The organism is Streptomyces rimosus subsp. rimosus (assembly GCF_000720725.1).
Classification (GTDB): Bacteria; Actinomycetota; Actinomycetes; order Streptomycetales; family Streptomycetaceae; genus Streptomyces; species Streptomyces rimosus_A.
Window position 1 is genome coordinate 1 of record NZ_JOCQ01000094.1, and the last position, 26,588, is coordinate 26,588.

Annotated in this window: 11 protein-coding genes; 2 read left to right on the forward strand and 9 right to left on the reverse strand. The window is 73.8% G+C overall.

The genetic code is table 11. The features are described 5' to 3' along the window. Positions 1 to 475 precede the first annotated feature (475 nt). Positions 476 to 3,049 (reverse strand): aminopeptidase N, encoded by a 2,574-nt coding sequence (gene pepN, locus IH45_RS0133620; protein WP_030677412.1) that lies wholly within the window; start codon positions 3,047 to 3,049, stop codon positions 476 to 478. A 98-nt stretch (positions 3,050 to 3,147) separates the two neighbouring features. Continuing rightward, complete coding sequence (locus IH45_RS0133625; protein ID WP_030677415.1) at positions 3,148 to 4,023, reverse strand: helix-turn-helix domain-containing protein; 876 nt, start codon at positions 4,021 to 4,023, stop codon at positions 3,148 to 3,150. 211 nt (positions 4,024 to 4,234) lie between these two features. On the opposite strand from IH45_RS0133625, the gene IH45_RS0133630 reads away from it, so the two are divergent. Then, a complete protein-coding gene (locus tag IH45_RS0133630; protein WP_030677417.1) occupies positions 4,235 to 6,016 on the forward strand; it encodes a glycoside hydrolase family 35 protein in 1,782 nt (593 codons plus the stop codon). Between the two features lie 49 nt (positions 6,017 to 6,065). Here IH45_RS0133630 and IH45_RS0133635 read toward each other — a convergent pair whose 3' ends face one another. The 4 genes from IH45_RS0133635 to IH45_RS0133650 form a co-directional block, all read right to left on the reverse strand. Further along, positions 6,066 to 9,284 carry an endo-alpha-N-acetylgalactosaminidase family protein gene (locus IH45_RS0133635; RefSeq protein ID WP_030677420.1) on the reverse strand — a complete coding sequence of 1,073 codons (3,219 nt, stop codon included), beginning with the start codon at positions 9,282 to 9,284 and terminating at the stop codon, positions 6,066 to 6,068. A 220-nt stretch (positions 9,285 to 9,504) separates the two neighbouring features. After that, positions 9,505 to 10,662, reverse strand: a complete 1,158-nt coding sequence (locus tag IH45_RS0133640) for a sensor histidine kinase (protein WP_030677422.1) — start codon at positions 10,660 to 10,662, stop codon at positions 9,505 to 9,507. A 5-nt stretch (positions 10,663 to 10,667) separates the two neighbouring features. After that, entirely contained in the window at positions 10,668 to 11,354 is a 687-nt protein-coding gene (locus IH45_RS0133645; protein WP_030677425.1) for a response regulator, read from the reverse strand. A gap of 495 nt (positions 11,355 to 11,849) precedes the next feature. Continuing rightward, positions 11,850 to 12,659 (reverse strand): S1 family peptidase, encoded by an 810-nt coding sequence (locus IH45_RS0133650; protein ID WP_030677426.1) that lies wholly within the window; start codon positions 12,657 to 12,659, stop codon positions 11,850 to 11,852. A 276-nt stretch (positions 12,660 to 12,935) separates the two neighbouring features. Between IH45_RS0133650 and IH45_RS0133655 the strand changes: the two genes are divergently transcribed. Beyond that, positions 12,936 to 13,859, forward strand: coding sequence for a hypothetical protein (locus IH45_RS0133655; RefSeq protein WP_032918787.1), 924 nt, complete (start codon positions 12,936 to 12,938; stop codon positions 13,857 to 13,859). A 30-nt stretch (positions 13,860 to 13,889) separates the two neighbouring features. Here IH45_RS0133655 and IH45_RS1000000145560 read toward each other — a convergent pair whose 3' ends face one another. Genes IH45_RS1000000145560 through IH45_RS0133670 form a run of 3 tightly spaced genes read right to left on the reverse strand, consistent with a single transcriptional unit; the run spans position 13,890 to position 26,548 of the window. Then, positions 13,890 to 14,867 carry a hypothetical protein gene (locus tag IH45_RS1000000145560; RefSeq protein ID WP_050515369.1) on the reverse strand — a complete coding sequence of 326 codons (978 nt, stop codon included), beginning with the start codon at positions 14,865 to 14,867 and terminating at the stop codon, positions 13,890 to 13,892. 36 nt (positions 14,868 to 14,903) lie between these two features. Beyond that, positions 14,904 to 17,705, reverse strand: a complete 2,802-nt coding sequence (locus tag IH45_RS0133665) for a right-handed parallel beta-helix repeat-containing protein (protein WP_030677435.1) — start codon at positions 17,703 to 17,705, stop codon at positions 14,904 to 14,906. After that, a complete protein-coding gene (locus tag IH45_RS0133670; protein WP_030677437.1) occupies positions 17,702 to 26,548 on the reverse strand; it encodes a putative T7SS-secreted protein in 8,847 nt (2,948 codons plus the stop codon). The genes IH45_RS0133665 and IH45_RS0133670 overlap by 4 nt, the downstream gene beginning before the upstream one ends. Between the last annotated feature and the right edge of the window lie 40 nt (positions 26,549 to 26,588).

Here is a 26,588-nt window from a genome sequence, read left to right on the forward strand (position 1 = left end):
CGTGCGTCTCGGCCAGCCCGGCCCGCCCCGGGCTTCCGCACCGTCGCGCAGTGCGTCGAGGACGGTGCCGAGGAGCGGGCGCAGGGCTTCGGGGCCTGCGGCTCCGCCGGCGAGGGGCGGGGTGTTCATGGGGCGGGTCCTTCGGGTGCACGACAACGGGCACACCACAGCCTGGCCGGGGCCGGGTGGTGTACCTGCCGAGGTGGAAGAGCTCAACCCGAAAGGGGTACCGGTACGAAGGGTGACGCGGTGGTGATTCCCTCGCCTGGTATGCGGGGCGCGCGGTGGCACGGTGCGTAAGGGGTGGTGCGCCGGGGTGGCGTACGTACAGCATGACGCGCCCGGGTGGGAGGCAGGTCGGGGCCGGGGCCGAGCCCGCGCCGAGCCGGGACGGCGTGCGTCTCGGCCAGCCCGGCCCGCCCCCCGAAGCGGCTCGCTCCCGCTGCTCCCCGATACCCTCCGCTACTCCCCCTCGCTACTCCCCCTCGCCCTCCTCCCGCACCCGCAGCGCCCTGCGCAGGTCGTCGAGCTGGTCGACGAGCTTGCGGCGCAGGGCCGGGGTCGGGCCGGCGGTGCGCAGGCATTCCTCGCCCAGGTGGAGGGTGGTGGTGTCGACGAGTGGTGTGGGGAAGGCGTAGCGGCCCGCGGATTCGGCGAGGGCGGGGCCGCGGCGGGCGGCGAGGGCCACTGCCGCGGGGAAGTAACGCCCGGCGTAGGGGCGCACCAGGTCGAGCTGTTCGGGGGCCCAGAAGCCGGCGGCGGTGGCGTTGAAGAGGTAGTTGGACAGGTCGGTGCGCTCGTCGGTGGTGAACAGGGCGTCCCAGGCGGTCTGTTTGGCGGCCGGGTCGGGCAGCGCGGCGTGGCACGTGGCGGCGCCCTGGCGGCCGGTTGCGCTGGGGTCGCGGGCGAGTTCGTCCTCGATGGCGGCGGGGGTGGTGGCGCCGAGGACGGCGAGGCGGCCGAGGATGCGCCAGCGCAGTTCGGGGTCGAGGAGGGGGCCGCCGGGGACGCTGCCGCCGGAGAGCCAGTCCTGTATGCCGTCGGGGGTGGTGGCGCTGTCGATGAAGTGGCGTACGGCGACCAGGCGCAGGCCCTGGCCGTCGCCGTTCTCGGAGCCCTCGGTGCGGCGCAGGATGTCGCGGGCGATCGTGCTGAGGGTGTTGAGGGCGGCGGGCCGGTCGGCGGCGGGGAGGTAGCGGTCGGCGATCTGGGTGCGGGCGAAGGCGAGGGTGCCGGAGACGACGGCGATGTCGGTTTCGTGCGGGAGGTGGGCGCGGGCGGCTTCCAGGTAGGCGGCGGGGGTGAGTTCGCCGTCGCGGACCATGTCGCGGGCGGCGTTCCAGACGACGGTGCGGCTGAGGGGGTCGGGCAGGCTGGAGAGCGCGTCGCGGACGGTTCCCCAGGACGCCGGGTCGAGGCGGACCTTGGCGTAGGTGAGGTCGCCGTCGTTGAGGAGGATCAGGGCGGGGCGGGGGCCCGGTGCGGTGTGGGTGTGCTGCGGGGTGGCGGCGTCCGGGGCCGTTCGCCCGCGCTCGGCGGCCGGTGCGGGGATGTCCCAGGCGAGGTGTTCGCGGGCGACGAGACGGGTGGGGTCGGTGGGGTCGCGGTCGTACAGTCCCGCGGTGAGGTGGTGCGGGCGGGTGCCGTCCCGGTCGACGCGCAGGGTCCAGCCGCCGTCGGGTGCGGTGCCGACGACGGGGGTGAGGGTGTCGACGCCGGTGGTGCGCAGCCAGCTCTCGGCCCAGGCGTGCACGTCGCGGTCGGTGGCCCGGGCGAGGGAGCCGATGAAGTCGGCGAGGGTGGCGTTGCCGAAGCGGTGGCGGCGGATGTGGTCGTTGATGCCGCGGAGGAAGTCCTTCTCGCCCATCCAGGCGACGAGCTGGCGCAGCGCGGAGGCGCCCTTGGCGTAGGAGATGCCGTCGAAGTTGAGCTGGGCGGAGTCCGTGTCGGGGACGTCCGCGGGGAGGGGCGCGACGGGGTGGGTGGAGGGCCGCTGGTCGGCGTCGTAGCCCCAGCCCTTGCGGGCGATGCCGAAGTCGGTCCAGGTGTCGGTGAAGCGGGTGGCTTCGGACAGTACCTGGAAGCCCATGTATTCGGCGAAGGACTCGTTAAGCCAGATGTCGTCCCACCACTGGAGGGTGACGAGGTCGCCGAACCACATGTGGGCCATCTCGTGGGCGATGACCATGCCGCGGGTCTGGCGCTCGGTGTCGGTGACGGCGGAGCGGTGCACGAAGTCGTCGCGGAGGGTGACCAGGCCGGGGTTCTCCATGGCGCCGAGGTTGAACTCGGGGACAAATGCCTGGTCGTAGGAGTCGAAGGGGTAGGGCTCGTCGAAGAGGGTGTGGTAGCGGTCGTAGCAGCGGCGGGTGATGTCGAGGATCTCCTCGGCGTCCGCGTTCAGGTAAGGGGCCAGGGAGCGGCGGCAGTGGATGCCGAAGGGCAGGCCGGCGTGTTCGGTGCGCACGGAGTGCCAGGGTCCGGCGGCGACGGCGACGAGGTAGGTGCTGATGGGCGGGGTGGGGGCGAGTGTCCAGCGGTTGGCGGTCTCGTCCTGGCAGGTGGCGATGCTGTTGCCGAGGACGGTCCAGCCGGGCGGCGCGGTGACGGTCAGCTCGAAGGCGGCCTTCAGGTCGGGCTGGTCGAACGCGGCGAAGACGCGCTGGACGTCCTCCATGAACATCTGGCTGTAGACGTAGGTCTCGCCGTCGGCGGGGTCGGTGAAGCGGTGCATGCCTTCGCCGGTGTGGGAGTACGGCATGGTGGCCTCGACGAGCAGTTCGTGCTCGCCCGCGGTGAGGCCGGTGAGCGGCAGGCGGTTGCCGTGGAGGGCGGCCGGGTCGAGGGGACGGCCGTCCAGGGTGGCGGAGCGCAGCTCGGTGGGTTTGACGTCGATGAAGGTGTCGCCCGGTATGCGCGCGCTGAAACGGACGGCCGTGCGGGAGACGAAGTGGTCGGGGCCGTGGGTGAGGTCGAGGTCGATCGCGTAGCGGTGGACGTCGAGGAGTCGGGCTCGGGTCTGCGCCTCGTCGCGCGTCAGTGCGGGCATGTGCACATGCTGCCGTACGGGACTGACACCGCGCACTCGGCACAGGGCTTTCCCGGTCGGCCGCGCCCCGTGCGTGGCTCCGCGCGCCCGCGGGTGCTTCAGCCGATGCGCGGCGGGTCGTCCGGATCCGGTACGCGGGTGGACCAGCCGCCGGGGACGCTGTGGCCCTGGCGGGCGCGGAAGCGGACGGGCGCGGTGCCGACGCGGCGGGTGAACAGGCGGCTGAAGTAGGCCGGGTCGGTGTAGCCGACGCGGCGGGCGACGGCGGCGACGGGGAGTTCGGTGGCGGCGAGCAGTTCTTTGGCGCGGCCGAGGCGGATGGCGAGCAGGTAGTCCTTGGGGCTGCAGCCGGCGCCGCGGCGTACGGCGGTGCGCAGGGCGGCCGGAGTCATGCCGTGGCGGGCGGCGTGTTCGGCGACGGACAGCGGCAGGAACGCGTCGCGGGCGAGCGCCTGGAGTACGGGGTGGCCGTCCGCGTCGATGTCGGCGCGGGCGCGGCGCAGCGCGACGAGGAGTTCGTGGACGGCGGCGGCGGTCTCCACCTCCAGGAAGGGGTTGCCGCGGCGGGCGGCACGGGTGATGCGGCCGATGGCGGCGCGGGCGGCGGCGGTGTCGGCGAGCGGGACGAGGGGGTGGTCGGGTTCGATGTAGCCGAGTTCGGTGTAGGTGGCGGTGGCGGGGCCGGTGAAGTCGACGAAGCTTTCGTCCCAGCCGGTGTGCGGGTCGGCGCCGTAGTGGTGGGTGACGCCGGGGACGAGCCACAGCAGGGCGGGGGCGGTGACCGGCCGCCGGGTGCCGTCGGGGGCGGTGTACCAGCCGCGTCCCGCGCCGATGACGACGGCGACGTGGTGGTCGAGGGCGCGGGGTCCGACGGGTGGCAGGGTGCCGTGCTGGAGCCCGACGCCGAGGCAGACGAGGCCGAGCCGGTGGTGGACCGGGCTCGGTGTGAAGTACCGCATCCAGGTGTGGTACATGCGGGTGTCCTCCCGTCTGCTCGTGGCCGGGTCACGTCCGGGCGCGGCCGAAGATGACCGGCCAGGTTCCCGTCCGGTCCGGTTTCCGTCCATACGTGCTCGGCCGCGGCCCCCGTTCCGTCCAACCAACGTCGATCTTTGTCCATGGACCCGTGTGCCGCCAGAGGCGAGGCTGGGCCGGGGATCAGCCGGAGCGGACGGGACGGGCGCCATGGGCGAGTTCGTGGTGGGTGCACGGGACTTCGAGCGGGACGGGCGGCCGGTGCGGCTGCTGTCGGGCGCACTGCACTACTTCCGGGTGCACGAGGCGCACTGGGGCCACCGGCTGGCGATGCTGCGCGCGATGGGCCTGAACTGCGTGGAGACGTACGTGCCCTGGAATCTGCACGAGCCGCGGCCGGGCGTCCACCGCGATCCGGAGGCGCTGGGCCGCTTCCTGGACGCGGCGTCGGCGGCGGGCCTGATGGCGCTGGTCCGGCCCGGTCCGTACATCTGCGCCGAGTGGGAGAACGGCGGGCTGCCGCACTGGCTGACCGGGCCGCTGGGGCGGCGGGTGCGGACCCGCGACCCGGAGTACCTGCGGGCGGTGGACGCGTGGTTCGGGCGGCTGCTGCCGCAGGTGGTGGCGCGGCAGTACGACCGCGGCGGGCCGGTGGTGATGGTGCAGGCGGAGAACGAGTACGGGTCGCACGGCAGCGACGCGGCGTACCTGGCGCACATGGTGGAGCTGCTGCGGAGCCTCGGCGTGAGCGTGCCGCTGTTCACCTCGGACGGTCCGGAGGACCACATGCTCACCGGCGGTTGTGTGCCCGGTGTGCCGGCCACCGTCAACTTCGGTTCGGGGGCGCGGGAGGCGTTCGCGGCGCTGCGCCGCCACCGGCCGGACGGGCCGCTGATGTGCATGGAGTTCTGGTGCGGGTGGTTCTCCCACTGGGGTGACGCGCCGGTGGCACGCCCTGCGGAGGAGGCGGCGGAGGCGCTGCGGGAGATCCTGGAGCGGGGTGCGTCGGTCAACGTCTACATGGCGCACGGTGGGACGAATTTCGGCGGCTGGGCGGGGGCGAACCGGTCCGGCGAGCTGCACGACGGGGCTCTGCGGCCCACGGTGACGTCGTACGACTACGACGCGCCCCTCGATGAACGCGGGCGCCCCACGGAGAAGTTCCGGCTCTTCCGCGAGGTGCTGGCGGCGTACGCTTCCGGCCCGCTGCCCGCGCTCCCGGAACCGCCGCCGGTTCTCGCCGCGCCCGTACGGGCCGAGCCGGCCGGCTGGGCGCCGCTCGCGGACGTACTGGACGCGCTCGGCGGCCCGGAGGTGCTGTCGGGTGTGCCGCCGACGTTCGAGGAGCTGGATGTGGACCGGGGCGTGGTGCGCTACCGCTTCGAGGTGCCCGGGCCGCGCGGGGCGTTCCCCCTGCGGGTGACGGGGCTGCGTGACCTCGCGGTGACGTACGTGGACGGGGTACGGGGGCCGACCCTGGACGCGGAGGACGCGGAGATCGACGCCGCGCTGACCGGGCCCGCCACCGTGGAGCTGTGGGTGGAGTCGCTGGGGCGCGTGAACTACGGGCCGCGGCTCGGGGAGCCGAAGGGCATCACGGGCGGGGTGCTGCACGAGCGGCAGTACCTGCACGGTGTACGGGCGCGCGGGCTGCGGCTGGACGCGCTGGAGGACGCGGCGGCGGTACGACGGGTGCCGTTCCGGGACGCCACCGGAGGCGTACGGGACGAGGGCGGACCGGGTCTCCACCGGGCCGTCCTGTCCGTCCCCTCCCCCGGTGACGCCGTCCTCGAACTGCCGGGCCGGACGCGCGGCTTCGCCTGGATCAACGGTTTCTGCCTGGGGCGTTACTGGGCGGCGGGCCCGCAGCGCACCCTGTACGTCCCCGGCCCGGTACTGCGCGCGGGCGCCAACGAACTGCTGGTGCTGGAACTGGAGGGCGCCCCCACCGGCGAGGGGGAGCGGGCAGGGGCGCCCCGTCTGGTGCCCTGACGCGCCGGGCCGCGGTTCCGGAAACGTCGGCCTTCGATGCCCTGAGGCGTCAGGCTTCCCGTACTTCCCGCACCTCGAACGCGTCCAGGACGAACTCCGCCTTCCCGTCCTTGCCCGTCTTGCGCAGCCCCACCCACGCCTCGCCGCTCTCCGGGGCGGTGAACTCGTAGGTGTGGGCGGTGGGTCCGGTGGCGACGGGCAGCGGCGTACGGGTGAGTTCGCGGCCGGCCGGTTCGTCGACGGCCGTGATCCAGGCGTACTGGCCGGCCTTCTCGTTCTCGTAACGGAACCCGACCCGGTAGCGGCGCCCGGGGACGAAGCGCACGGTGTGCGGCACCGTGCGGTACACCAGGCCCTCGTTCTCGCCGCGGGACTTCAGGGACTGGCCGCCGTCGATCACGTCGTCCACGGCCTTGCCGTTCCAGCCGCGCTGGGTGAAGGGCGCGTGCCGCTGCGCGATGTGCGTACGCGGGTCGGTGGCGCCGCCCGCGTCGCCCTTGACGAAGACGCCCCAGCCCTGCGGTACGTGCTCGAAGTCCTCGTACGCGACGGTGCCGGGCCGGTGCGCGGGAACCGCGGGCACGACCCGCACGTTGTCGAAGCGGACGCGCGCGGTGCCGGCCGCGGCCGCGAGGGTGAGGGTGACCGGGCCGCCGCCTTCGGGGACGGTGAAGCGGGTGAACATCCGCTGGAAGCGGGTGCCGTGCTTGCGGTCGGCGGCGACGTGGTTCCCGGCGGTGGAGGTCTCGGTCCAGTTGGCAGCCGTGACGCCGTCGCCGGTGCGTACCTCCAGTGTGGCGCGGCGCCGCTCCCCCGGCCGCGCGCCCACCTCCACCTGCACGGAGGCCGCGTACGTGCCGGGGGCGAGGCGGCTGAGCCGCTGACTGACGGCTGCCGCCGCGCCCGCGCCGATGACCAGCTCGTAGTCGCCGAGCGGGCTCGCCTCGACCGTGGCGGGCCCGCTGACCTGCCAGGCGTCGAGGTTGCCGGAGTGGAAGCCGGGGTCGGCGACCGGTGTGCCCTCGCCCCAGCCGGGCTTGCTCCGGCCCGCGCCGTGCCCCTGCCCCCAGCCCCGTCCTCCCACTCCCGGCGCGGGCCGCCGGTAGAGGACGTACGGCTGCCCGGCCTCGGCGGTGACGGTGATCCTCCCGCCGCGTACGGCCAGCCGCCGTGCCCGGCTGCGGCCCTGGTCGGTGAGCCGGTACGCGTACACGCTGCGGGCGCCCGACCAGCCGCGCGGCAGCGTCCAGGTGGTCGTGCCGCCCGCGGGGTTGTAGTGGTACAGCTTCTCGGGGTCGGTGGCCCGGCGCGGTTCCCAGGGCAGCAGATAGCGACCGTCCTCGTAGACGAGCCGTCCGTCGGTGGTGATCCGGCGGGTGCCGCCGGTGTCCGTGACGGCGGTGGCGGTCGGTCCCTCGAAGGTGATCTCGTGGTCGCGCCAGGTACGGATCGGGTACGCCTGGAGGTACTTGGCGGGCAGCGCGTCCACCCAGATGGTCTTGTAGAAGGCGTGCCAGTCGGTCTTGCCGACCCAGCCCTCGAAGTTGCCCATCCGGGCGCCGCCCAGCAGCGTGGGCCACTTGTTCGCGAACACGTCCTTCTGGTGGTTGCGTACGAAGCGGATGAGCCGGGAGTTGATGCCGCGCGAGGAGTCGCCGCCGTAGTCGGTCTCGTTGGCCCAGTGCGACCACAGGGCGGAGCGTTCCAGGCCGTGGCCCCATTCGGTGGCCACCTGCCAGCCCTGTTCGCGCAGGTGGCGCTGGAGCCGGTCGGAGTTCCAGCCGGACTCGCGGAAGACGTCGATGTAGAGGGTGCTCAGGGCCGGGTCGGTCTCCGCGCGCAGCTGCCGGAAGCGGCGGACGATGTCGCCGGAGACCAGGTCGCGGCGGGGGTCGATGCGGTAGGACTGGTCGAGCCAGTCCCACTGTTCGTCCGTCTTGTCGACGAGGGTTTCGGAGAAGGCGTGCGCGACGGGGTAGGACTCGGTGGCGTTGACGTGGACGGCGAAGTCGCTGTGCCACTTCTTCCCGGCGCGCAGCAGGGTGTTGAGGTCGGCGAGTCCGCCCGCCCGCCGGTTGTAATTACCGCCGTAGTCGGGATGCGCGGAGTCGTGCCCCTCGGACTGGTAGCCCTTCAGGAGCGTGAACTGCCGCAGCCCGTCGGTGGCCAGCGCGATCCGCTTGACGTTGTCGAGGGTGGCCAGGAAGGGGTTGGTGGCCTGGCTGGCGAAGTTGAACGGGATGTGGGCGACGACGCGCAGGTGCTGTTCGTCCGCGCCGAGCGGGCTGACCATGATGTCGCGCAGCGCGATGGCGGCGTCCTGCCAGTCGGCGGTGCCGTCGCCGTTGCGGTCGCGGGTGAGGACGACGGTGGCGTACGGCAGGGGCTCGGTGTCGGCCACGGGCGCGGTGGCCGCGCGGTGGGTCCACTGCCCGCAGCCGAGGCGGGCCCAGCGGTGGCCGCCGCTCTGTACGGTCTGCCGCCACAGCCGGCCGTTCTCCCAGGTGGTGGCCCCGGTGGGCTTGTCGTACACGGTGTTGGTCTCGACGGCGGCGGCCAGCCGGCCGGTGGCCGCCACCGCGTACGCGCAACCGACGGGCGCGGCGTCCACGGGGGTGGTGGGCGCGATCCGCACGAGTGTGTCGCCGCTTCCGGCCTTGTCCAGGTCGATGCGGGCGGCGAGCAGCGCGGCACCGGGCTGGTCGTCGCGGACGCTCAGCAGGGCGAGCCCGGGGATCTGGAGGGTGCCCACGCGCAGGGCCGGGGTGTCGGCGATCCTGGTGACGCGCCAGTCGACGCGCCATCCGTGGACGGCGATCTCGGCGTCGATCTCGGTGCCGCCGTCGAAGGTGAGCGTGTAGCGGATGCGTCCGGCGGCCGGGCGGGAGGTGACGCGTGGGGTGCGGGCGGTGCCGTCGATGACGACCTGGGTGACGGGGTCGGACTGGCCGTACAGGACGGCGCCGGTGCCGCGGTCGGTGTACGAGACGACGCGCGGGAAGGCGGTGTCGGCACGGACCTCCAGCGCGTCGGAGCGCAGTACCGCCTCGGCGGCTGCCCGGGGCCGCGGGCCGGTCCCGTCGGCGTACGCACTGCCGCCGCCGAGCGGGAGGGCGCCCGCGATCCCGGCGAGCGCGGTGCCGACGACGATCTTCCGGCGGCTGGGGCCGTGCTCCGCGCCCGCCGGCCCGGCCGCGTCCCCCGGCTTCTCCGCGTCCCCCGGCTCTCCCGCGCCGGTCCGGCCCTCCGCACCCGTACGTCCGTTCACGTGCGCTCTCCGTCCGTCGCGCCGGCAGTGTCCGTTCGCGGGACAGGGTGCTGGGTGCGCGGCGCACGGGACCATGGACAAAGGCGCGGCGGGTGTTGGACTAACGGGCCGGTGGATGTCGGACCGGCCGGTGGATGTCGGACCAACGGGCCGGTCGGAGCGGACCGGCTGGACGGGCTCAGCGCCCGGGGCCCGTACGGCGCGTACGGGTCATCCGTGGTCATCCGTCCCCGTGCGCCGCGTCCTCCCCCGACGGCAGCACCGCCCGCACCTCCCAGCCGCCCTCCGGCGCGGGCCCCGCGGTCAGCCGGCCGCCCATCGCCTCGGCCCGTTCGGTCAGGCCGGCCAGGCCGAAGCCGCCGCCGCGGGCCTGTTCGGCCAGGCGGGCGGGGTGCTTGCCGTCGTCGGTGACGCGCAGTTCGAGGCCGGAGGGCACGGCGCGGAGCCCGACGCGTACGGCGGTGGCGTCCGCGGCGTGCTTGCGGACGTTGGTGAGGGCTTCGCGGACGATGCGGAAGACGGCCGCCGCGACCTCGGCGGGGACCGTCTCGTCGAGGCCCTTGTCGATGTGCAGGGCGACCGGCGGGCCGGTGCGGGCGTAGGTCTCGGTGAGGGTGCGTACCTCGGCGAGTCCGGCGAGCGGCCGGTTGCGCGCGGTGCCCTCGCGCAGCACGCGCACCAGGCGTCGCATCGCGCTCAGCGCCTCGCCGCCGGAGGTCTCGATCCGTTCGAAGGCGGCGTCCGCCTGCGGGCCGCTGAGCGAGGTGAAGCGGGCGGCGCGGGCCTGGACGACGATGCCGGTGACGTGGTGGGCCACCAAGTCGTGGAGTTCGCGGGCGAGTTCCAGGCGTTCGGCGGAGCGTACGGCGGCCAGGTCCCGTATCCGCTGGGCGTCCTGCCAGCGCAGGATCATCGAGTACGCGCTGACGACGACGGTGAGTACGCCGTAGACGACGGTCCACAGGCCCAGCCGGATGTCGCGCATCGGGGCGAGGACGCAGGCCAGGCCGAGCATGGGGCCGAGGACGGCGGCGGTGCGGCCGGGGGCGCGGTGCACCACGCCGGTGAGCAGGACCAGCAGGGCGATGCCTTCGCCCAGGCCCCAGACCTTCAGGGCGTGCTGTCCGGCGATCAGGACGGCCGAGCCGGCCAGCGAGACGGAGGCGGCGGTCCAGGCGCGGATCTTCAGGGGGACGCGCGCGTACGGCACGGCGCACAGGCAGACGACGACGGCGGTGGCGACGACGGTCGCGTGCGGGCGGGTGGGCTGGCGGGCCAGCGCGACGGTCTCGAAGCCGACGAGGAAGAGCAGCACCGCGGCCAGGGCGGTCTTGGCGGCGGTGGCCTTGCGGGGGTGGGCGCGGGCCCACCCGGACATCGGGCTCACGGTCCGCCCGCGCCGCCGCCCGGGCCGCCCGCGGCGAGCCCGCTCTCCCACGCCCAGGCGGCGATCTCGACCCGGTTGCGGGCGTCCAGTTTGGCCTGGACGTTGGCGAGGTGGGTCTTGACCGTGGACAGCGAGACGTAGAGTTCGGCGGCGATCTCGGCGTTGGTCCGGCCGCGGGCGAGGGCCCGTACGACGTCCTGTTCGCGGTCGGTCAGCGGCTCGGCGGGGCTGCGGGCGCCGCCGCCGGCCGCCGCGGGGGCCAGTTCGCGCAGCAGCCGTACGGTGATGGCGGGCGAGACCAGGGCGTCGCCGACGGCGGCGGCGCGCACGGCCTCCACGAGCATGGCGGGGCTGGCGTCCTTCAGCAGGAAACCGGAGGCACCGCCGTGCAGCGCGGTGTGGACGTACTCGTCGAGGTCGAAGGTGGTGACGATGACGATGCGCGGGGTGTGCCCGTCCTCGGCGAGCCCGGCGAGCCGGCGGGTGACCTCCAGGCCGTCCACCTTGGGCATGCGGATGTCGAGGAGCAGCACGTCGGGACGGAGCCGTTCCACCGCGGACAGGGCCGCCGCGCCGTCCACGACGTCGGCGAGGACCGTGATGTCCGGCTGGCTCTCCAGGATCATCCGGAAGCCCGTCCGGACCATTTCCTGGTCGTCAGCGATGACCACACTGATCGCCATCTGTCCCTCGCCCTGTCCGCGCGCCGTGCGCCGGGTGCCCGGCAGCGGGCCTGGCCGCGCCCGCTGCTTTCCATCTGACCTGCGGTGATCGCGCCCCGCAACCGCTGGGCGGCCCCGGTGTGCGGTGGGCGGCGTACGCGGCGGCGGGGTCGGCCCGGAGGGCTTGGCCGTGGCCGCCGAGGAGCAGCCAGGCGACGGCCCCGGCGGAGGCGGCGAGCAGCAGGACGGCGAGGACCGTCGCGCGGTGGTCGCCGGGCCGTTCGCCGGGTGGCGGGGGCCGGGGCACGCGGCGGGGTCGGGGTTCGCTGGTCACGTGGCCCACGCTAGGGAGGGCCCGTACGGGTGGGCATCGGCTGTCCGGTCATCCGTGGCGCCCGCGCACCCGGCCGAAAGGACGAGCCGGGTCCCGGCGGTCCGGGGCAAAGGTCCCGGCGCAGGCCGGAGCGGCGATCGTGCCCCGGAGCCGTACGGCTCCGGGGCACGGTGCGGGCCGGGTCAGCCGGCCAGCCCGTCGGCCGCCTTCTTGATGTCCGCGGCGAAGGTGCTCACCTCGGTGTAGACGCCGGGCTTGCCGGGCCGGGCGCAGCCCTCGCCCCAGCTGACGATGCCGACCTGGAGCCACTGGCCGGCCTCGTCCTTGCGGAACATCGGGCCGCCGGAGTCTCCCTGGCAGGTGTCGGTGCCGCCGGTGTCCAGCTGGCCGGCGCAGATTTCCTCGCCGGGGGTGAGCTGGTCGCCGTAGGCCTTCTTGCAGGTGGCGTCGTCGACGAAGGGCACCTTGGCCTTGAGCAGGTAGCGCTGCTGGTCGCCGCCTTCCTTGTCGGCGCCCCAGCCGGCTATGTCGAACTCGCCGCTGGTGAGCTTGTCGTCCTGCGCGATCTTCAGCGTCGGCAGGTCGATGGGCTTGGCGAGCTTGATCAGGGCCCAGTCCTTGCCCTTGCCGTTGTAGCCGGGGGCCTGGAGGACCTCGGTGGACTTGACGCTGACGGCCTTGGAGTCCTGGAGGTCGACCACGCCCGCGGTGGCGGTGATGTCGGTGTTGGGGCCGCTGCCGTTCACGCAGTGGGCGGCGGTCAGCACGATGTCCTTCGCGTACAGGGCGCCGCCGCAGCCCATCGACAGGCGGACCATGAAGGGGAATTCGCCCTGGCTCGCCTTGGTGCCGCCGACGATCTTCGTGTGCACGGAGCCGGGCTCCGGGGTGGGGGCGGCGGCGGTGGCGGCCGCGGGCTGGAGGCTGGCGGCCGCCAGGGCGACGGCGCCGACGGCGGTGACTCTGCGGAGGTGCTTCAGGTAGCTCTGCAACGGGCTTCCTTTCGTGGGGGGTTTGCACGCGATGTCAGGCCCATGCCAAACGCGAGAACCGGAAAGGACCGCCGCAAAACGTGCGCGGAAGACGGCAGCACGCCGCAAGGCGTCCGGACCCAGTGGGGGGTGAGCCCGCAAAGCGCCCTTGGATTATGTGGAGTCCGCGATCACAGTGGCAAGGGTGTACATCCGGCCAACTCCTGTTCTACCCACCACGCGAGTACCGCATACCGGGCATATACCGGGCGTCCCGGCGCGCCGTACAGTGGACGGGTGGCGGCGACGGGGAGTCCGGGCGGTTCCAACGGCGAGATCGCGCACGGCTATCCGCACCTGGACACGGTGCGCGCGGCCGTCACCGCGCTCTACAAACGCCTCTCGTACGACACCGTGCGGACCTTCGCCACGAGCGTGCCGCCCGCCGAAGTCGCCTTCGACGACCAGGAGGAGCTGTACGCGGGCGCGCAGCGGGTGGCCCGCGCCATGGTGCAGCACCTGCGGCTCCCCGACGCGCGCGTGATCGTCGCCTTCCGCGACATGCATCTGGCGGCCAACGTCGAACTGGCCGCGGGCCCCGAGTACTTCGTCGAGCTGAACGCCCGCTTCAAGACCCACCGCCGGGACATCGGCGCCGCCCTGGCCCACGAGGTGATGCACGTCTACCTGCACCGCCTGGACCTGTCCTTCCCCGGCACCCGCGCCAACGAGATCCTCACCGACACCGCCACCGCCTACCTGGGCGCGGGCTGGCTGCTGCTGGACGCCTACCGCGAGCACGGCCCGTTCTCGCAGAAGCTGGGCTATCTGACGCCGGAGGAGTTCGGTTACGTCCTGGCCAAGCGTGCGCTGCTCTTCGGCGAGGACCCGGCGCCGTGGTTCACCAGTCCGCAGGCGTACGACGCCTATACGAAGGGGCTGGCGCTGGCCCGCCGGGACGGGCAGCGGCCGCCCCTGGCCGCGGCCGGCTGGTCGGGCCGCCGCCGCTACGCCAAGGACCGGCGCGCGGCCCAGGACCCGCGGCGCGCCGGCCGGCCCGGTGGCCCCGCGCCGGACGGCGACTACGCCTTCGAGGGGCGCGCGCCGCTGCGCGTGTCGTTCCCCTGCCCGACCTGCCACCAGCGCCTCCGCGTCCCGGTGCGCGGCCGGCTGCGGGCCCGCTGCGCGCTGTGCCGTACGGAACTGGACTGCGACACGTAGCGGACCCGCACCGGGCCGGCCGAGAAGGTGTCAGCCGTGGCAGGTGACCTTGACGGGTCCCACCCCGTGGTGGGCGCGGTCCCGGCCCGGGCCGTGGTCGATGCCGCGGTCCAGCAGCTTCACGGCGATCTTGCCCTGACGGACCTCGAAGGTGCCGCCCGGCTGCCAGCTGCCGCGGTGCCCGGCCTGGTCGACGGTGAAGCTGCCGTACTTGGAGTCCCGGTTGAAGGCGTCGGTGAGCACGTGGTACGTGGTCGGAGCGCCGTTCACGTCGGGCTCACTGGGGCCCTCGGGGACGTAGACCGAGATCTGGCAGGAGCGGGACTCCGGTCCCGGCGCGAACCACCACATCACCCGGCCCTTGGCGTCCTTGTTCGCGTCGCCGGACATCGGGACGGACGTGAACTGTCCGCTGCAGCCGCCTTCGCGGGTGCTGCCGCCGGTGAGCCCGTACCAGCCCTTGCCGCCGTCGTTGTAGGCGCCCTGCTCCTGGTAGCCGCCGCCGGGCGGGGTCGGGCAGCCGGGGCCCGCGAGGCCGGTGTAGGTCACCTTGGCGTTGGCGCCGGCGGCACGCGGCTTGTCGTCGTCGGGCTTCTTGGCGTCGGGGCTCGGGCTGTTCTTCTTCTCCGGCGCCTTGGGGGGATTGGCGGGCGCGCCCGCCCCGCCGCCCGGTGCCGGGGGGCCGGGCTTGGAGGGCGCCGGGTCGGCGGACTTGCCGGGCTTGACGGCCGGCGCCGGAGCCCCGGTCTTGGTCGGCTGCGGCTGCTTGGCGGCCGCGACGGCCTGTTCCTGGCCGTCGCCGAAGCGCACCTGGGAGGCGCCGAGGGTGGCCAGCGCCACCGCGCCGACGCCGACACCGGCCAGCACGGGCAGGCCCAGCGCCGTCTTCCACACCCGGCGGCCGGGCGCCAGGCCGCGCTTCGGCGTGCGCGTCCCCTTGGCGAAGGTCTCCGCGAAACCGGACCGGGACGGGCCGTCCGGTCCGGTGTTCTTGTTCGGCTGTGACAACGGGGGTTCCTCCTGGGAGTGGTCGGGGGAGGCGGGTCAGGCCGGGCGGACGGGCCCGCCCGGGCCGGACGGGAGCGGTTGCGGCGGGGCGACGTCGGACGGGCCGGTCTCCGGTACGTCCAGTTCCGGTACGTCCAGCTGGGACAGCGTCCGCAGGTCCGCCTCGGACGGCGTGTCGTTCTCCGCGACGCGGTACGCCTGGCGTTCGGTCATCGCCTGGAACGTCTGCCGGGCCGAGCGCCCGTTGCCGAACCGGCCGTCCCGGGGGACGTGGTCGAAGTAGCCGCCGAGCGTGGCGCGCGCCGCGTCGGTCAGTTCGTACTGGTGGGCCGCCGCGTGCTGTTCCACGATGCGCACCAGGTCCTCGGTGTCGTAGTCCTCGAACAGCAGCGTGCGGTTGAAGCGGGAGGCGAGGCCGGGGTTGGAGTCGATGAAGTGCTCCATCTCCGTCGGGTAGCCGGCGACGATGACCACGACGGCGTCGCGGTGGTCCTCCATCAGCTTCACGAGGGTGGCGATGGCCTCCTGCGCGAAGTCGTTGCCGCCGGAACCGGCGGCGGGCGCCAGGGAGTACGCCTCGTCGATGAACAGCACGCCGCCCATCGCCTCCATGAAGACCCGCTGGGTCTTCGGGCCGGTGTGGCCGACGTACTCGCCGACCAGCGCGGAGCGGTCGGCCTCGACCAGGTGGCCGCGCTCCAGCAGGCCGACGGCGGCCAGGATGCGCCCGTAGAGCCGGGCCACCGTGGTCTTGCCGGTGCCGGGGTTGCCCGCGAAGACCAGGTGGCGGCTGAGCGGCGGCGCCGCGAGTCCGGCGGCCTCCCGGCGCTGGACCATGCGCATCAGCTTCACGAGCGAGGCCACGTCCTGCTTGACCCGGTCCAGGCCGATCAACTGGTGCAGTTCGCCGAGGAGTTCGTCGAGGTCCTCCTCGGCGGCCGGGGTCGTCGTGGCGGTGTCCCCGGCCGTGGTGCCGCCGGCCGGGGCGCCGCCGGATGCCGCCGTGGCGGTGGCGGCGGCCCGTACGGGTGCCATCGGCGCGGGCCAGTGCGCGTCCTTGACCTGCCAGGAGACGCAGTCGCGCTCCTCCGGCTCGGCGCCGTCCCCGGTGCTCAGGTCGGCGTCGGCGTCCTGGACGCGGATGCGGGTCAGTACGGGGGTGGCTGCCTCGCCCAGGTGGACGGCGGGGAAGCCGGGCTTCGTGATCTCGCAGTCCTCGAAGACGCCGGCGCCCTTGGCGTCCACGATCAGGCCGTTCTTGCCGGGGCGGACGACGCGTACCCCGCTCGCGTGCGGGGCGGCGCCGGCCGCCACCACCATCCCGGACCCGGCCGCCTCGGTGATCTCCACGTCCCGGGCCCGTACGGTGGCGCCGTCCTGGACCACCAGCCCGGCGGTCCCGGCGCGCAGTACCCGGCCGCCGGTCAGCTCCGCCTCGCCGCCGGGGCCGAAGCTGAATCCGGCGCGTTCGGCGTCGGTGACCGTGCAGCCGGTCAGCCGGACCGGGCCGCCGGAGCCGGCGACGACGCCGTTGCGGCAGCGTACGACGGACAGTTCGGCGGCTTCGGCGCCCGCCGCGCCGGACAGGTCGAGGCCGGACATGCCGCAGTCGGTGAGGTGCACCTCGGTCAGGGTGAGGCGGCTGTCGGCGACGGCGTGCAGCCCGTGTTCGGGGGTCCGGCCCGCACGCAGCCGGGTCAGCGTCACCTCGGCGGTGCCCCCGGCGTGCACGGCGCTGAACCGGCAGTCGGTGACCTCGCCGTCGGTGAGCCGTACGGCCGCGGAGCCGGTGGCCAGCAGGCCGTTGGCGGCCGAGTCGCGGACGGTCGTGCCGCGCGCCTCCAGCCGGGCCGTGCCGTGGGCGGTCAGGGCCGCCGAAGCGGTCCGTACGATCCGGGTGTCGGCCAGCCGTACCCGGGCCCGCTCCCCCGCCGTGGCGCCGGAGCCGCCGCCGTCGCGCAGGACGCAGCCCGCGAGGACGGCGTCACCGGACCCGGCGACGTGCAGCGCGTCGGCGCCCGCGCCGCTCAGTTCGCAGCCGTACAGCAGCAGTCCGCCCCGGGCCTGTGCCGGTGCCGCAGTGTCCGCCGCCTCATAGGGGTCGTCGTCCCGCGGTACGGGCGAGGAGTCCAGCACCCGTACCGCCTCGCCGCCGCAGTCCCGTACCCGGCAGTCCACGAGCAGGGCCGCCGAACCGTCCTCGAACAGCAGGCCGCTGCGGCCCGCGCCGTCGATCAGGCAGTCCCGCAGCACGACGCGCGCGTTCTCCCGGACCCGTACGCCGGAGCCGGTGGCGCCCTTGATCCGGCTGCCGGTCATCTCCAGCCGGGAGTCGCCGCCCACCACGACGCCGGTGCCCTGGGCGCCTTCCAGCACACAGTCCGTCAGCCGCACGGCGCCGGTGGTGCGGATCAGCGCACCGGCCAGCGCTGCGCCCGTCAGGCGGGCGCCGGTCAGGGTGAGCGCGGCGTCGCGCAGCACTTCGAGGCGCCCGCGGTCGGTGCCGCCGCCGTGCCAGTGGGTGACGCCGCCGGACAGCAGGACGGCGGGCCGGTCCGCGGCGCCGCCCCGCACGGTCACCCCGTCCAGCGTCAGCCGGGCGCCGGGCAGGACTTCGAGCGCGGGCGCGGCGTCGGGGGCGACCAGGGTGACCGTGCCGCCGTCCGCGGCCCGCAGGGTCACCTCCCGGTCGACGCGCAGTGCTGCCTCGTACGTCCCGGCCGCGACCCGCACTTCGCCGCCCGGCGCGGCGGCCTCCAGGGCCGCGGCCAGTGCGCCGGGGATGCCGGGGGTCACGTGGTGGACGGTGGCGTCTGCAGCCGCCTGATCGGTGGTCATCGGACGCCTCCCATGGTCGTGTCGGTGTCGCCTGCCCGGCCCTTGCCCTTGCGCGGGCGCTTGGTGTGGGTGTCGCCGCCCGGTCCGTCCGCACCGTCGTGGCCGCGCTTGCCGCCCGCGGCCGGGGCCGGGTCGTCGGCCACGGACCAGTGGCCGCCGTCCGGGTAGCGCACGGCGTCCGGGCTGGCAGTCCAGACGATCTCCACCGGCGGCAGCCGCTTCTTCCCCGGCTTCACGGGGGCGATGGTGGCCATGCTGCCGTCGGCGAAGGTGATGTGCAGTTCGCGGCCGAGGACGTTGGCGTAGTACCGGAGCGCGAGGTTCTCGGCCGTGTGCCGGGCGGCCTGCCCGGCGGATCCGCCCAGGCCGCCCGGGAGGAAGTTCTCGCGGCGCAGCCGCCCGGTGACCAGGGCTATGGACAGTTCCCTGCCGTCGGTCCCCCGCGCGATCGCCTCGTCGACCGCGGCGTCGACCCGGGTCCTGGTGACGCTGCCGCGGTACTCCAGCTGGGCCCGCACGCCACGCAGGAAATCCTCGGGCGAGGGCAGGCCGAGACGGCCGGGCGCGTTCTCGAAGGCGTGCAGGACGGAGGTCGGCGGCGGCGACTGGCGCGCGGTGTGCACGATCGCGTAGTCGAGCAGGTCCAGGAACCGCGACGGGTCCTCGTTGTGGGCGTAGCCGTGGGTGATGAACCGCAGGTCCTCCTGGCGGATGCCGGCCCGTACCGTCGGCTCGCCGGGCAGTCCGGCGGAGACGTTGGTCCCCAGCGGGTTGTCGTCCGTGCCCAGTTTGTCGCTCAGCCCCGCGGCGACGTCACGGGGGCGCTCCTGGTCCGGGCTCATGACCGGCCGCAGCGGGTTGTCGTGGTCCGCGGCCTCCGGGGACAGCTTGAAGCGGTCGTCGCGGATTTCCGCCAGTTCCAGCCCGCGCTTGGCGTCCTTGTTCATGACCAGCCGCTCCACGTTGCCCAGCCCGGCGTGGTCCTGGAGCAGCTTCCCGCCCTTGCCGAAGAGGCCGGCCATGATCCGGGAGAGGTCGGTGGGGATGGCCGCCTTCTCGAACTCGGCGACGAAGGCGGTGCCGCGGTCGGGCAGCGTGTGGTTGCCGGCGGCGATCTCGCGCTGCGCCTGGCGGTCCGTGATGCCGTCGTCCATCCGCTTGAGCCAGTCCTCCTCGCTCTCGCCCGGCAGCCGCGGGAAGTCGTCCGCGGTCAGGCGCGGCAGGGTGGTGTCCAGCTCCCAGGCGTTGAAGTTGTTCAGCGTCTGGCTCAGGTGGTGGTATTCGGCGCCGCCGTTGCCGAACCGCAGCGGCGTCCAGCCGTGGACGCCGGGCATGGCGTCCACCAGCGTCGCGGTGGCGTCCACGAACAGGTTGGGCTCGGGCGCGTACGGCAGCAGCGGGTGACGGCCCGCGATGCCGGTGCGGGCGCGCATGTCCGCGCGGATCCGCAGGTCGAAGGTGGCCCGGTTCTCCGGTGTGACCCGCAGTTCGCCGGGTGCGAGCGGGGTGGCCCGGGCCTTGCCCTTGCCCTTCGCCTCGGCGTCGGCCAGGTGTTCGTCGGTCTTGACGAGCAGCGGGTCGGGCAGGCCGTTGGCGGGCGGCTCCGGCACCCGGTAGCCGCCGGTCATCATCAGCGGGCGCAGCGGCTCGGCGGACGACGGCACTCCCGGGTGCTCGACGCCGCGCATCTCGAACTTCTTGTCGAAGTAGTCGAAGATGTGCCGGCCGCTGGGCACGGTGTGCTCGAAGGTGTCGAAGTCCATGAAGGCGAAGTACGGGTGGGTGGCCGCGGCGCCGTCCGCGCCGCCGGCCGTCATCGCGTGCACCATGGACCGGCTGGCCGGGCTGGTCATGACGGTGTTGCGGACGGTGCCGAACGGGAACGAGCCGCCGCGCCAGCCGACGCCGACGACGGCGACCGGGAAGTCGGCCTGCACGCCGTCCAGGGCGCCGCGTACCGCGGCGTTGATCCGGGCCATCTCGCCCGCCGGGCCGTTGACGCCGATGACCACGCCGATCCGGTTCCGGAAGCCGGCCGGGAGGTTGGCGGTGACCGCCCGCAGGAAGGCGTCGAGCTGTCCGCCGCCGACCTCGTCGTACTTGACGACGGCGTTGACGATGTAGGAGACCGGGCGCCGCTCGCTGAGGCTGTCGCGCAGGTTGTCCAGGTAGTCGCCGCCGGACAGGGGCCGCTGGTCGAGCCCGTCGAGGTCCCGGAACGCGGTGTTGCCGCGGATGTCGCCCGGCGTGGTGTTGCCGGTGAGGGCGTTGTCCCACCGCAGGCCGGGCATCGCGTGGTTGCCGCCGTGGCCCGAGGGGCCCGCCTGTACGTCGGTCATCTCGACGTCGTGCGACGCGGGGCGCGGGGTCGGCGCGCCGCCGAGCGGCCCGACGTACTCGCCACGCTGCGCGCGGTCGGCGGCGATGGCGTGGTTGGCGTCGTCGATCTGCTGCTGCAGGGCGTGCGGGTCCATGCCCAGGTCGCCGAGCCGGGCCTCGGCGTCGGCGAATTCGGCGCGCTTGGCGCCCAGGTCGTCCAGCGCCTCCAGGGCCGCCGCGGACGGCCTGGACGGACCGGCCTGCCCCGCCTGGGGTACGAGGCGGTCGGCCTTCTCCTGGGCACGGGCCAGGTCGTACGACGCCTGCTGGTACTTCGCCCACGCGTCGAGCCGCGTCTCGGCCTCCGGGCCGCTCGTACCGCCGGTGACGATGTCGTTCCGGGCCTGGTTGCGGGCGCCCATTCCGGTCCCGGGCTCGAAGCCGAGCCGTCCGGGCGGAGGCGTCGGGGTGACGGGGCCGGGTACGGAGGTGCTGGACGGGGCGGGCGCCGCGTCGCCCACGTGCCAGGTCCCGGAGTGCGGGCCGCCGTGGCCCGGCACCCAGGTCACGTACAGCGGCGGGCCCGGCCTGCGGGCGTCGACGCCGACCGTGTGCGTGGAGCCGTCCGCGCCCCGGATCTCCAGCGGGCGGTTGAACGCCCTGGCGTACCGCTCCAGCATGATCTGCTCGATCGGGCCGAGCTCCGAGACGTCCGGGCCGAGGCGTCCGGTGACCAGGCCGACGGACAGCGCGCGGCCGTCGAGGCCCCGGGCGTACACGTCGTGGAACAGGTCCGTGAGGCCGTTCTTGCCCATCTGCCGCTGCACCTGGGTCAGAAGCGTCTGGGCGTCCGGGATGGCGCCGGGCACCGGCCGCGCTCCCTTGGTGCCGGTGCCTGCGGGCGGCTCCGGGAGGGCGCGCAGCAGCGAGTCGTGCGGCAGGCCGCCCTTGGGCAGGACCTCGGCGAGGACGTAGTTCTGCAGCCGGGTGAACGCCGCCTCCTCGGAGGCGAAGGCCAGCGCGTGGCTGATGAATTGCTTCTCCGCCGGGACGATGCCCACCACGAGCCCGTCCGGACGGCCCGGCACGCGGATGGAGATGTTGAGGCCGAGGGTGTTGTCGGCACCGCCCAGCCCGGCGCCGCCCAGCTCGCCGCCCAGCCGGTCGAGGGTCTTGTCCGGGGGCTCGTTGAGCTTGGGCGGCCGCCCGTCGATGCCGATGGGCTTGAGCGGGTCGTCGGCGAAGCCCTGTTCCGGGGACTTGCCCTTGAACAGGTCGTCGCGCAGCTTCGCGATCTTCAGGCCGTCCTTGGCCCGGACCTCGGCCGGGTTCAGGTCGAAGCTGTCCCGGCCGAAGGCGTGTTCCACCACGCCCTTCAGGGTCAGGTGCTCCTGCGGCATGTTGCCGACGCCGCCGGCCTTGCCCAGCTTGTAGTAGCCGTTCATCAGGCGGGAGAGGTCGGTGGGGACCGCGCCGTCGACGAAGTCGGTCACGAACGCGGTACCGCGGTCGGGCAGCGCGGAGTTGGCGGCGGCGATGTCGCGCGCGACCGCGTTGCCCGGGATGTCCGGCAGGGTCTGGTCCAGTTCCCAGGCGTTGAAGTGGTTCAGCCTCTCCCGCAACCCCTTGTACTCACCGCTGCCGCCGCCGAACCGGACCGGCCGCCAGAGGGAGCCGTCGGCCAGCCGTACGTCGTCCACCATGGTGACGGCGGCGTCCACGAAGAGGTTCGGCTCCGGCCCGTACGGCAGCAGCCCGTGGATGCCGGCCATCGTGGCGCGGATGCGCATGTCGGAGTCGACGACGGACGCGAACTTGTCCACGTCCTGCTGGGTGAAGTGCATGTCCGCGGCCTTGCCGCCACGGTCCTTGGTCTCCTTGATCAGCCGTGCGACCGAGCTGTCCACCTCGATGCCGTCGACCAGCACCGTCTCGCCGGCCTTCCCCGGCACCCGGTAGCCGCCGAGCATGCTCAGCGGGCGCAGCGGCGGGATGTCGGACGCGCCCGGCGGCGTCACGGCGCCGTCGTCCCCCTTCGCGCCGGCGCCCGTGTCGTCGGGCAGCTTCTTGGCCCAGTCGTCCACGGCGCCGCCCTCGCCGAGGTTGAACTCCCGGTCGAAGTGGTCGAAGACGTGCCGGCCGCTGGGGACGGTGTGCTCGTACACGTCGAAGTCCATGAAGGCCCAGTACGGGTGGCTGGGGCCGGCCGCACCGCCGCCGTGCATCATCGAGTGAGCCATCGACCGGGCCGCGGGGCTGGTCATGGTGAGGTTGCGGATGGTGCCGTACGGGAACCCCTCGCCGTAGAAGGTGGTGGCCACCATCGCCAGCGGGTGGTCGAAGTGCACCGAGGCGAGGGCGTCGTCCATCGCGCGGTGGATGGCGGCCAGGTCCTCCAGCTTGCCGTTGACGCCGATCACCACACCGAGGCGGCCGTCGTAGCCGTCCAGGCCGCGGGTGATGGAGTTCAGGAAGTCCTGGAGCTTGCCGCCGCCGATCTCGCTGTACGAGACGATGGTGTTGACCACGTAGGACAGCGGGCGGCCCTCCTGCGTGCTGTGCCGCATCCAGCTCAGGTAGTCCTCCGCCGTGAGCGGCTGGTGGCCCGTGTACGGCAGGTCGCGGAAGGACTGGTTGACCATGGTGCGGCCCGCGCTGTGCGTGCCCGGGTCGGGCCACAGGGCGCGCGGGGCCTGCGGGTCGGGGGACCAGTCGTGCTGTCCGAGCGGCAGCGGTTCGCCGGAGTGCGGGGTGGGCGTGCCGCCGAGCGGCCCGACGTACTCGCCGTGCTGCGCGCGGTCGATGGCGATCGCCGTGTTCGCGTCGTCGATCTGCCGGCGCAGGGCGTGCGGGTCCATGCCCAGGTCGCCGAGCCGCGCCTCGGCACCGGCGAACTCGGCGCGCTTGGCGCCCAGGTCGTCCAGCGCTTCCAGGGCCGCGGCGGACGGCTTGGACGGGCCGGGCCGGTCCGCCTTGGGGACGAGCCGGTCCACCTTCTCCTGGGCGCGGCCCAGATCGGACGACGCCTGCTGGTACTTCGCCCAGGCGTCGAGCCGCACCTCGGCCTCGGGGCCGCTCGTACCGCCGGTGACGATGTCGTCGCGCGCCTGGTCGCGGGCGCCCCGCCCGGTGCCGGGCCCGAAGTCGAGCCGGCTCTCCGGTGCCGGGCGCTGCGGGAAGGGGCTGCTCGGTACGGGCTCGGGCTCCGCGAAGTCGGCCTTGCCCTTGCCCTTGTCGACGGACGGGACGGGCTGGGGCTCCGCCGCACCGGTCTTCGCCTTCCCCGCGTCGGCCGTCGGGACCGCCTGCGGCTGCGGGTGCGGCTGCGGCCGGGGGCCGCCGTGCTCGCCGAAGATGCCGCCGGTGAGGGCGTTGACCTGGTTACGGGTGCGCTGGGCGTCGATGCCGAGCTCGTCCAGACGTGTCTCCGCCTTGGCGACCTCGGCGCGCTTGACGCCCAGTTCGTCCAGGGCCTCGGTCAGGGCGGGCGAGGGCTCGCCCTTGGCGGCGCCCGGCGGCGGGGTCAGCCCGTCCACCTTGCGCTCGGCCTTCCCCAGCTCCGACAGCGCGTGCTCGTACCCGGCCCAGGCGTTGAGCTTCGCCCCGGCCTCGGGGCCGCTCGAACCGCCGAGGATCAGCTCGTTGCGGGCGCGCAGGCGCTGGTTCATGGCGGCGGCGCCGGAGAAGCCGAAGCGGCTGTTCGGGGGCGCGGTGACCGGACCGGTTCCCTTGGAACCCGGTGTCGGGGTGGGTGCTTCGGTCTTCGGCGCGGGGGCGGGGACCGGTGTGGGAGCGGGTTCGGTGGCCTTGACGACGGCCGGTACGGCGGCGTCCTCCGCCTTGGACAGGCCGCCGCCCGGGTGGGCGATCAGGTCGAGGGCGCTGTGGTCGGCGGCGCCGGACGCGCCCGCGCCGTCCAGGTCGGGACGGGCCGACACACCGGACGGGCCGCCGTCGGCGGTGGCGCTGTGACCGGTGGCACTCTGTCCGGTGGACGGGACCGGCTTGCGGTCGCCGGTGTCCAGCAGGCTCATTGCCAAGTCGTGTTCGTTGACGACCGGTTGGGGCGCCGTCTTGGCCGTGGCGCCGGTACCGGATGCCGTGCTCGTCCTGACGTCCGGCGTCTTGGTTTCCGGTGTCTTGGTGAACGGCACGGCGTCCGGGGTCTTCGCCCGCAGCGGCCCCGGCAGGTCGCCGGTCGCGCCGACGCCCGTGGGCCGGATCGTTTCCGCGCCGCCGGGCACCCCCGGCAGGCCCTGCGTGCCGGGCAGCCCCTGGGCGCCGGGCAGGTGCTGCACGCCCGCCGGGTTCGGCGTGCCCGCCAGGTTCTGTACGCCCGTCAGGTCCGTACGTGCCGGTCCGCCGGGCACCGTGTTCGCCAGGTCCTGCGCGGTGAACGTACGCGGCGGCGCCTCGCCGATGCGGACGCTGATGCCGTCCCCGTGGAAGCCGGTGACCGTCACATCGCCGTTGGCGAGCGCGTTCAGCTCGGGGAAGGTCATGTCCTCCAGTGCCTCGCCGTGCCCGATGGCGCCGCGGGCCATCGAGTGGCCGTCGCCGATGCCGTGGACGAAGCCGCCGTCGAAAGAGGCTTCCGGGACGCGTACGGCGGGCGCGTCGGTGGCCAGGTGTCCGAGCCCGGACGAGCCGTGGGCGTCCTTGAGCAGGTCGATGGCGGTGTCCCCGGACAGCAGCAGGTTGCTGTCCATGCGGACGTGTCCGGCCTGGAAGTCCGTCTGGTGGATGAGCTGGGTGGCGCCGGGGTTGTGGACGTCCGGCACGGTCAGCCCGTTGGCGTGGGTGGTCGTGCCGGGCATCTCGGGCATGGTGATCAGCCCGGGCTGGTCGAGGTGCAGTCCGGAGTGCGTCAGGGAACCGCTCGGCACGGTGATGCCGTGCGGGACGTTCCCGCCGATGTGCGCGACGGTCCCCTTCGGCGTGAGGCTGGTCAGGTTCCCCAGGTTGCCGGTGAAGGAGAAGTGCAGGTTCCCGGGGTTGAACGACCCCAGACCGCCGGTACCCAGGTTGGCGAAGTTGAAGTTGAAGTTCCCCAGCCCGGTCGGCCGCAGCGCGCCGAGCCCGTCCGGGGTGAACGCCTTGATCCCGGTCGGTGTGACGGCTCCGGTAAAACCGTTGAGACCGCCGGGCTTCACCGGTGCCACGGGTGTCACGTGCACGCCGGAGAAGGAGCTGCCGTGCCAGCCGCCGGGCGCGAAGTGCAGGCTCGACAGGTCCACGAAGGTGCCGGGGACGAAGTGCACGCCGGTCCCGCCGACGGGCCGGAACGCCACCACCGCACCGTTCACGTCGATGGCGCCGAAGCCGTGCACCCCCGCGCCCCAGCGCCCCGCGTTGGACAGCAGCTGGTGCAGTTCCGGCTGCGGGATGCCGAGGACCCGCTCGGCGAAGGCGAGCCGGGCGGCACCGCCGAAGCCCAGGACGCCGAGTTCGGTGAAGTCCAGGGGCAGGACGGTGGCGATGCCGGCCCGTCCGAGCCGCCCGAAGTTGACCTGGAGGTACGCGCCGATCTTGCCCCAGTCACCGCTGATGTTCTTGGTGACGTTCACCCAGTCCTTGACGACGGCGCCGGCCAGCGAGTCCCAGCCGCCCTTGGCGAGATTCCCGAGGCCCGCGATGCCGTGGACGATGCTGTTCACGCCGGAGCCCGCGTGGAGGGCCAGGACGATGGGCGCCACCACGACCTTGGGCATGTTGTACAGCGAGGAGAAGTGGCCGATCTGCCCGGCGATGCCCTTGCCGATGCCGGTGATGCCCTTCAGGCCGTTCTTCAGCACGCTGCCCAGGCCCTTGACGATGGAGCCGACCGGCAGGGCCTTGGTGGTGGGGAAGAGCACGCCGAGGAACGCGAGCCCGAGCTGGAGGCCGCTGGCCTTGCCCTGGGTGAAGTCGACGATGGTCTTGATGAGCAGGACCGCGTTCATGCCCCAGGCGAGGATCGCGAGGACACCGCCGGTGAAGATGGCGATGACCGACAGGACGATGGTCAGCCACTCGAAGGCTTCCCAGAACAGGTCGCAGTCGCTGACCGGCTGGACCATCAGCGACCCGGCCGAGGTCAGCGCCTTGTCCAGGGCGCTCGCCGCGGTGCTGAGCGCGCTCTTGGCCTCGTCGGCCCGGTCCTTGTAGGTCTGCCGCTGCGGATCGTCGTCGGACAGGCCCTGGATGGCGGTCAGCGCCGCGTCGGCGTCACCCTGCGCGTCGGTGACGGCGGTGGCGTACTTGCGCAGCGCCGCCTCGGCCTGGTGGAAGGACTCCTCGACATGGCCGACGAAGTTGTGCAGGTGGTCGTCGACCATGTCGCGCAGCTGGTCGGCGGTCTTGCCGATGAAGCGCTGGCCGTCACCCGCGGTCTGCTGAAGGGCTTTCAGGCCCTGGTTGATGGTGCCCGCGTTCGTGGCGAGGTCGCGCATCGCGTCGGCGATGGTGGTGATGGCCGCGGCGTCGCCCGGGGTCGGATCGCCGTCGAGGCCGAGAGCACCCCAGTCTCCGGGACGCGTAGCCAAGCCTGTTCCTCTCCCCGCGGTGGACCGTTCACAAGTGCCC

Coding starts and splice junctions, on each gene's coding strand:
- IH45_RS0133640 (WP_030677422.1), bottom strand. CDS start 10,662: ATGTCCGGGTGGGCCCGCGCCCACCCCCGCAAGGCCACCGCCGCCAAG.
- IH45_RS0133645 (WP_030677425.1), bottom strand. CDS start 11,354: ATGGCGATCAGTGTGGTCATCGCTGACGACCAGGAAATGGTCCGGACG.
- IH45_RS0133665 (WP_030677435.1), bottom strand. CDS start 17,705: ATGACCACCGATCAGGCGGCTGCAGACGCCACCGTCCACCACGTGACC.
- IH45_RS0133625 (WP_030677415.1), bottom strand. CDS start 4,023: ATGTACCACACCTGGATGCGGTACTTCACACCGAGCCCGGTCCACCAC.
- IH45_RS0133630 (WP_030677417.1), top strand. CDS start 4,235: ATGGGCGAGTTCGTGGTGGGTGCACGGGACTTCGAGCGGGACGGGCGG.
- pepN (WP_030677412.1), bottom strand. CDS start 3,049: ATGCCCGCACTGACGCGCGACGAGGCGCAGACCCGAGCCCGACTCCTC.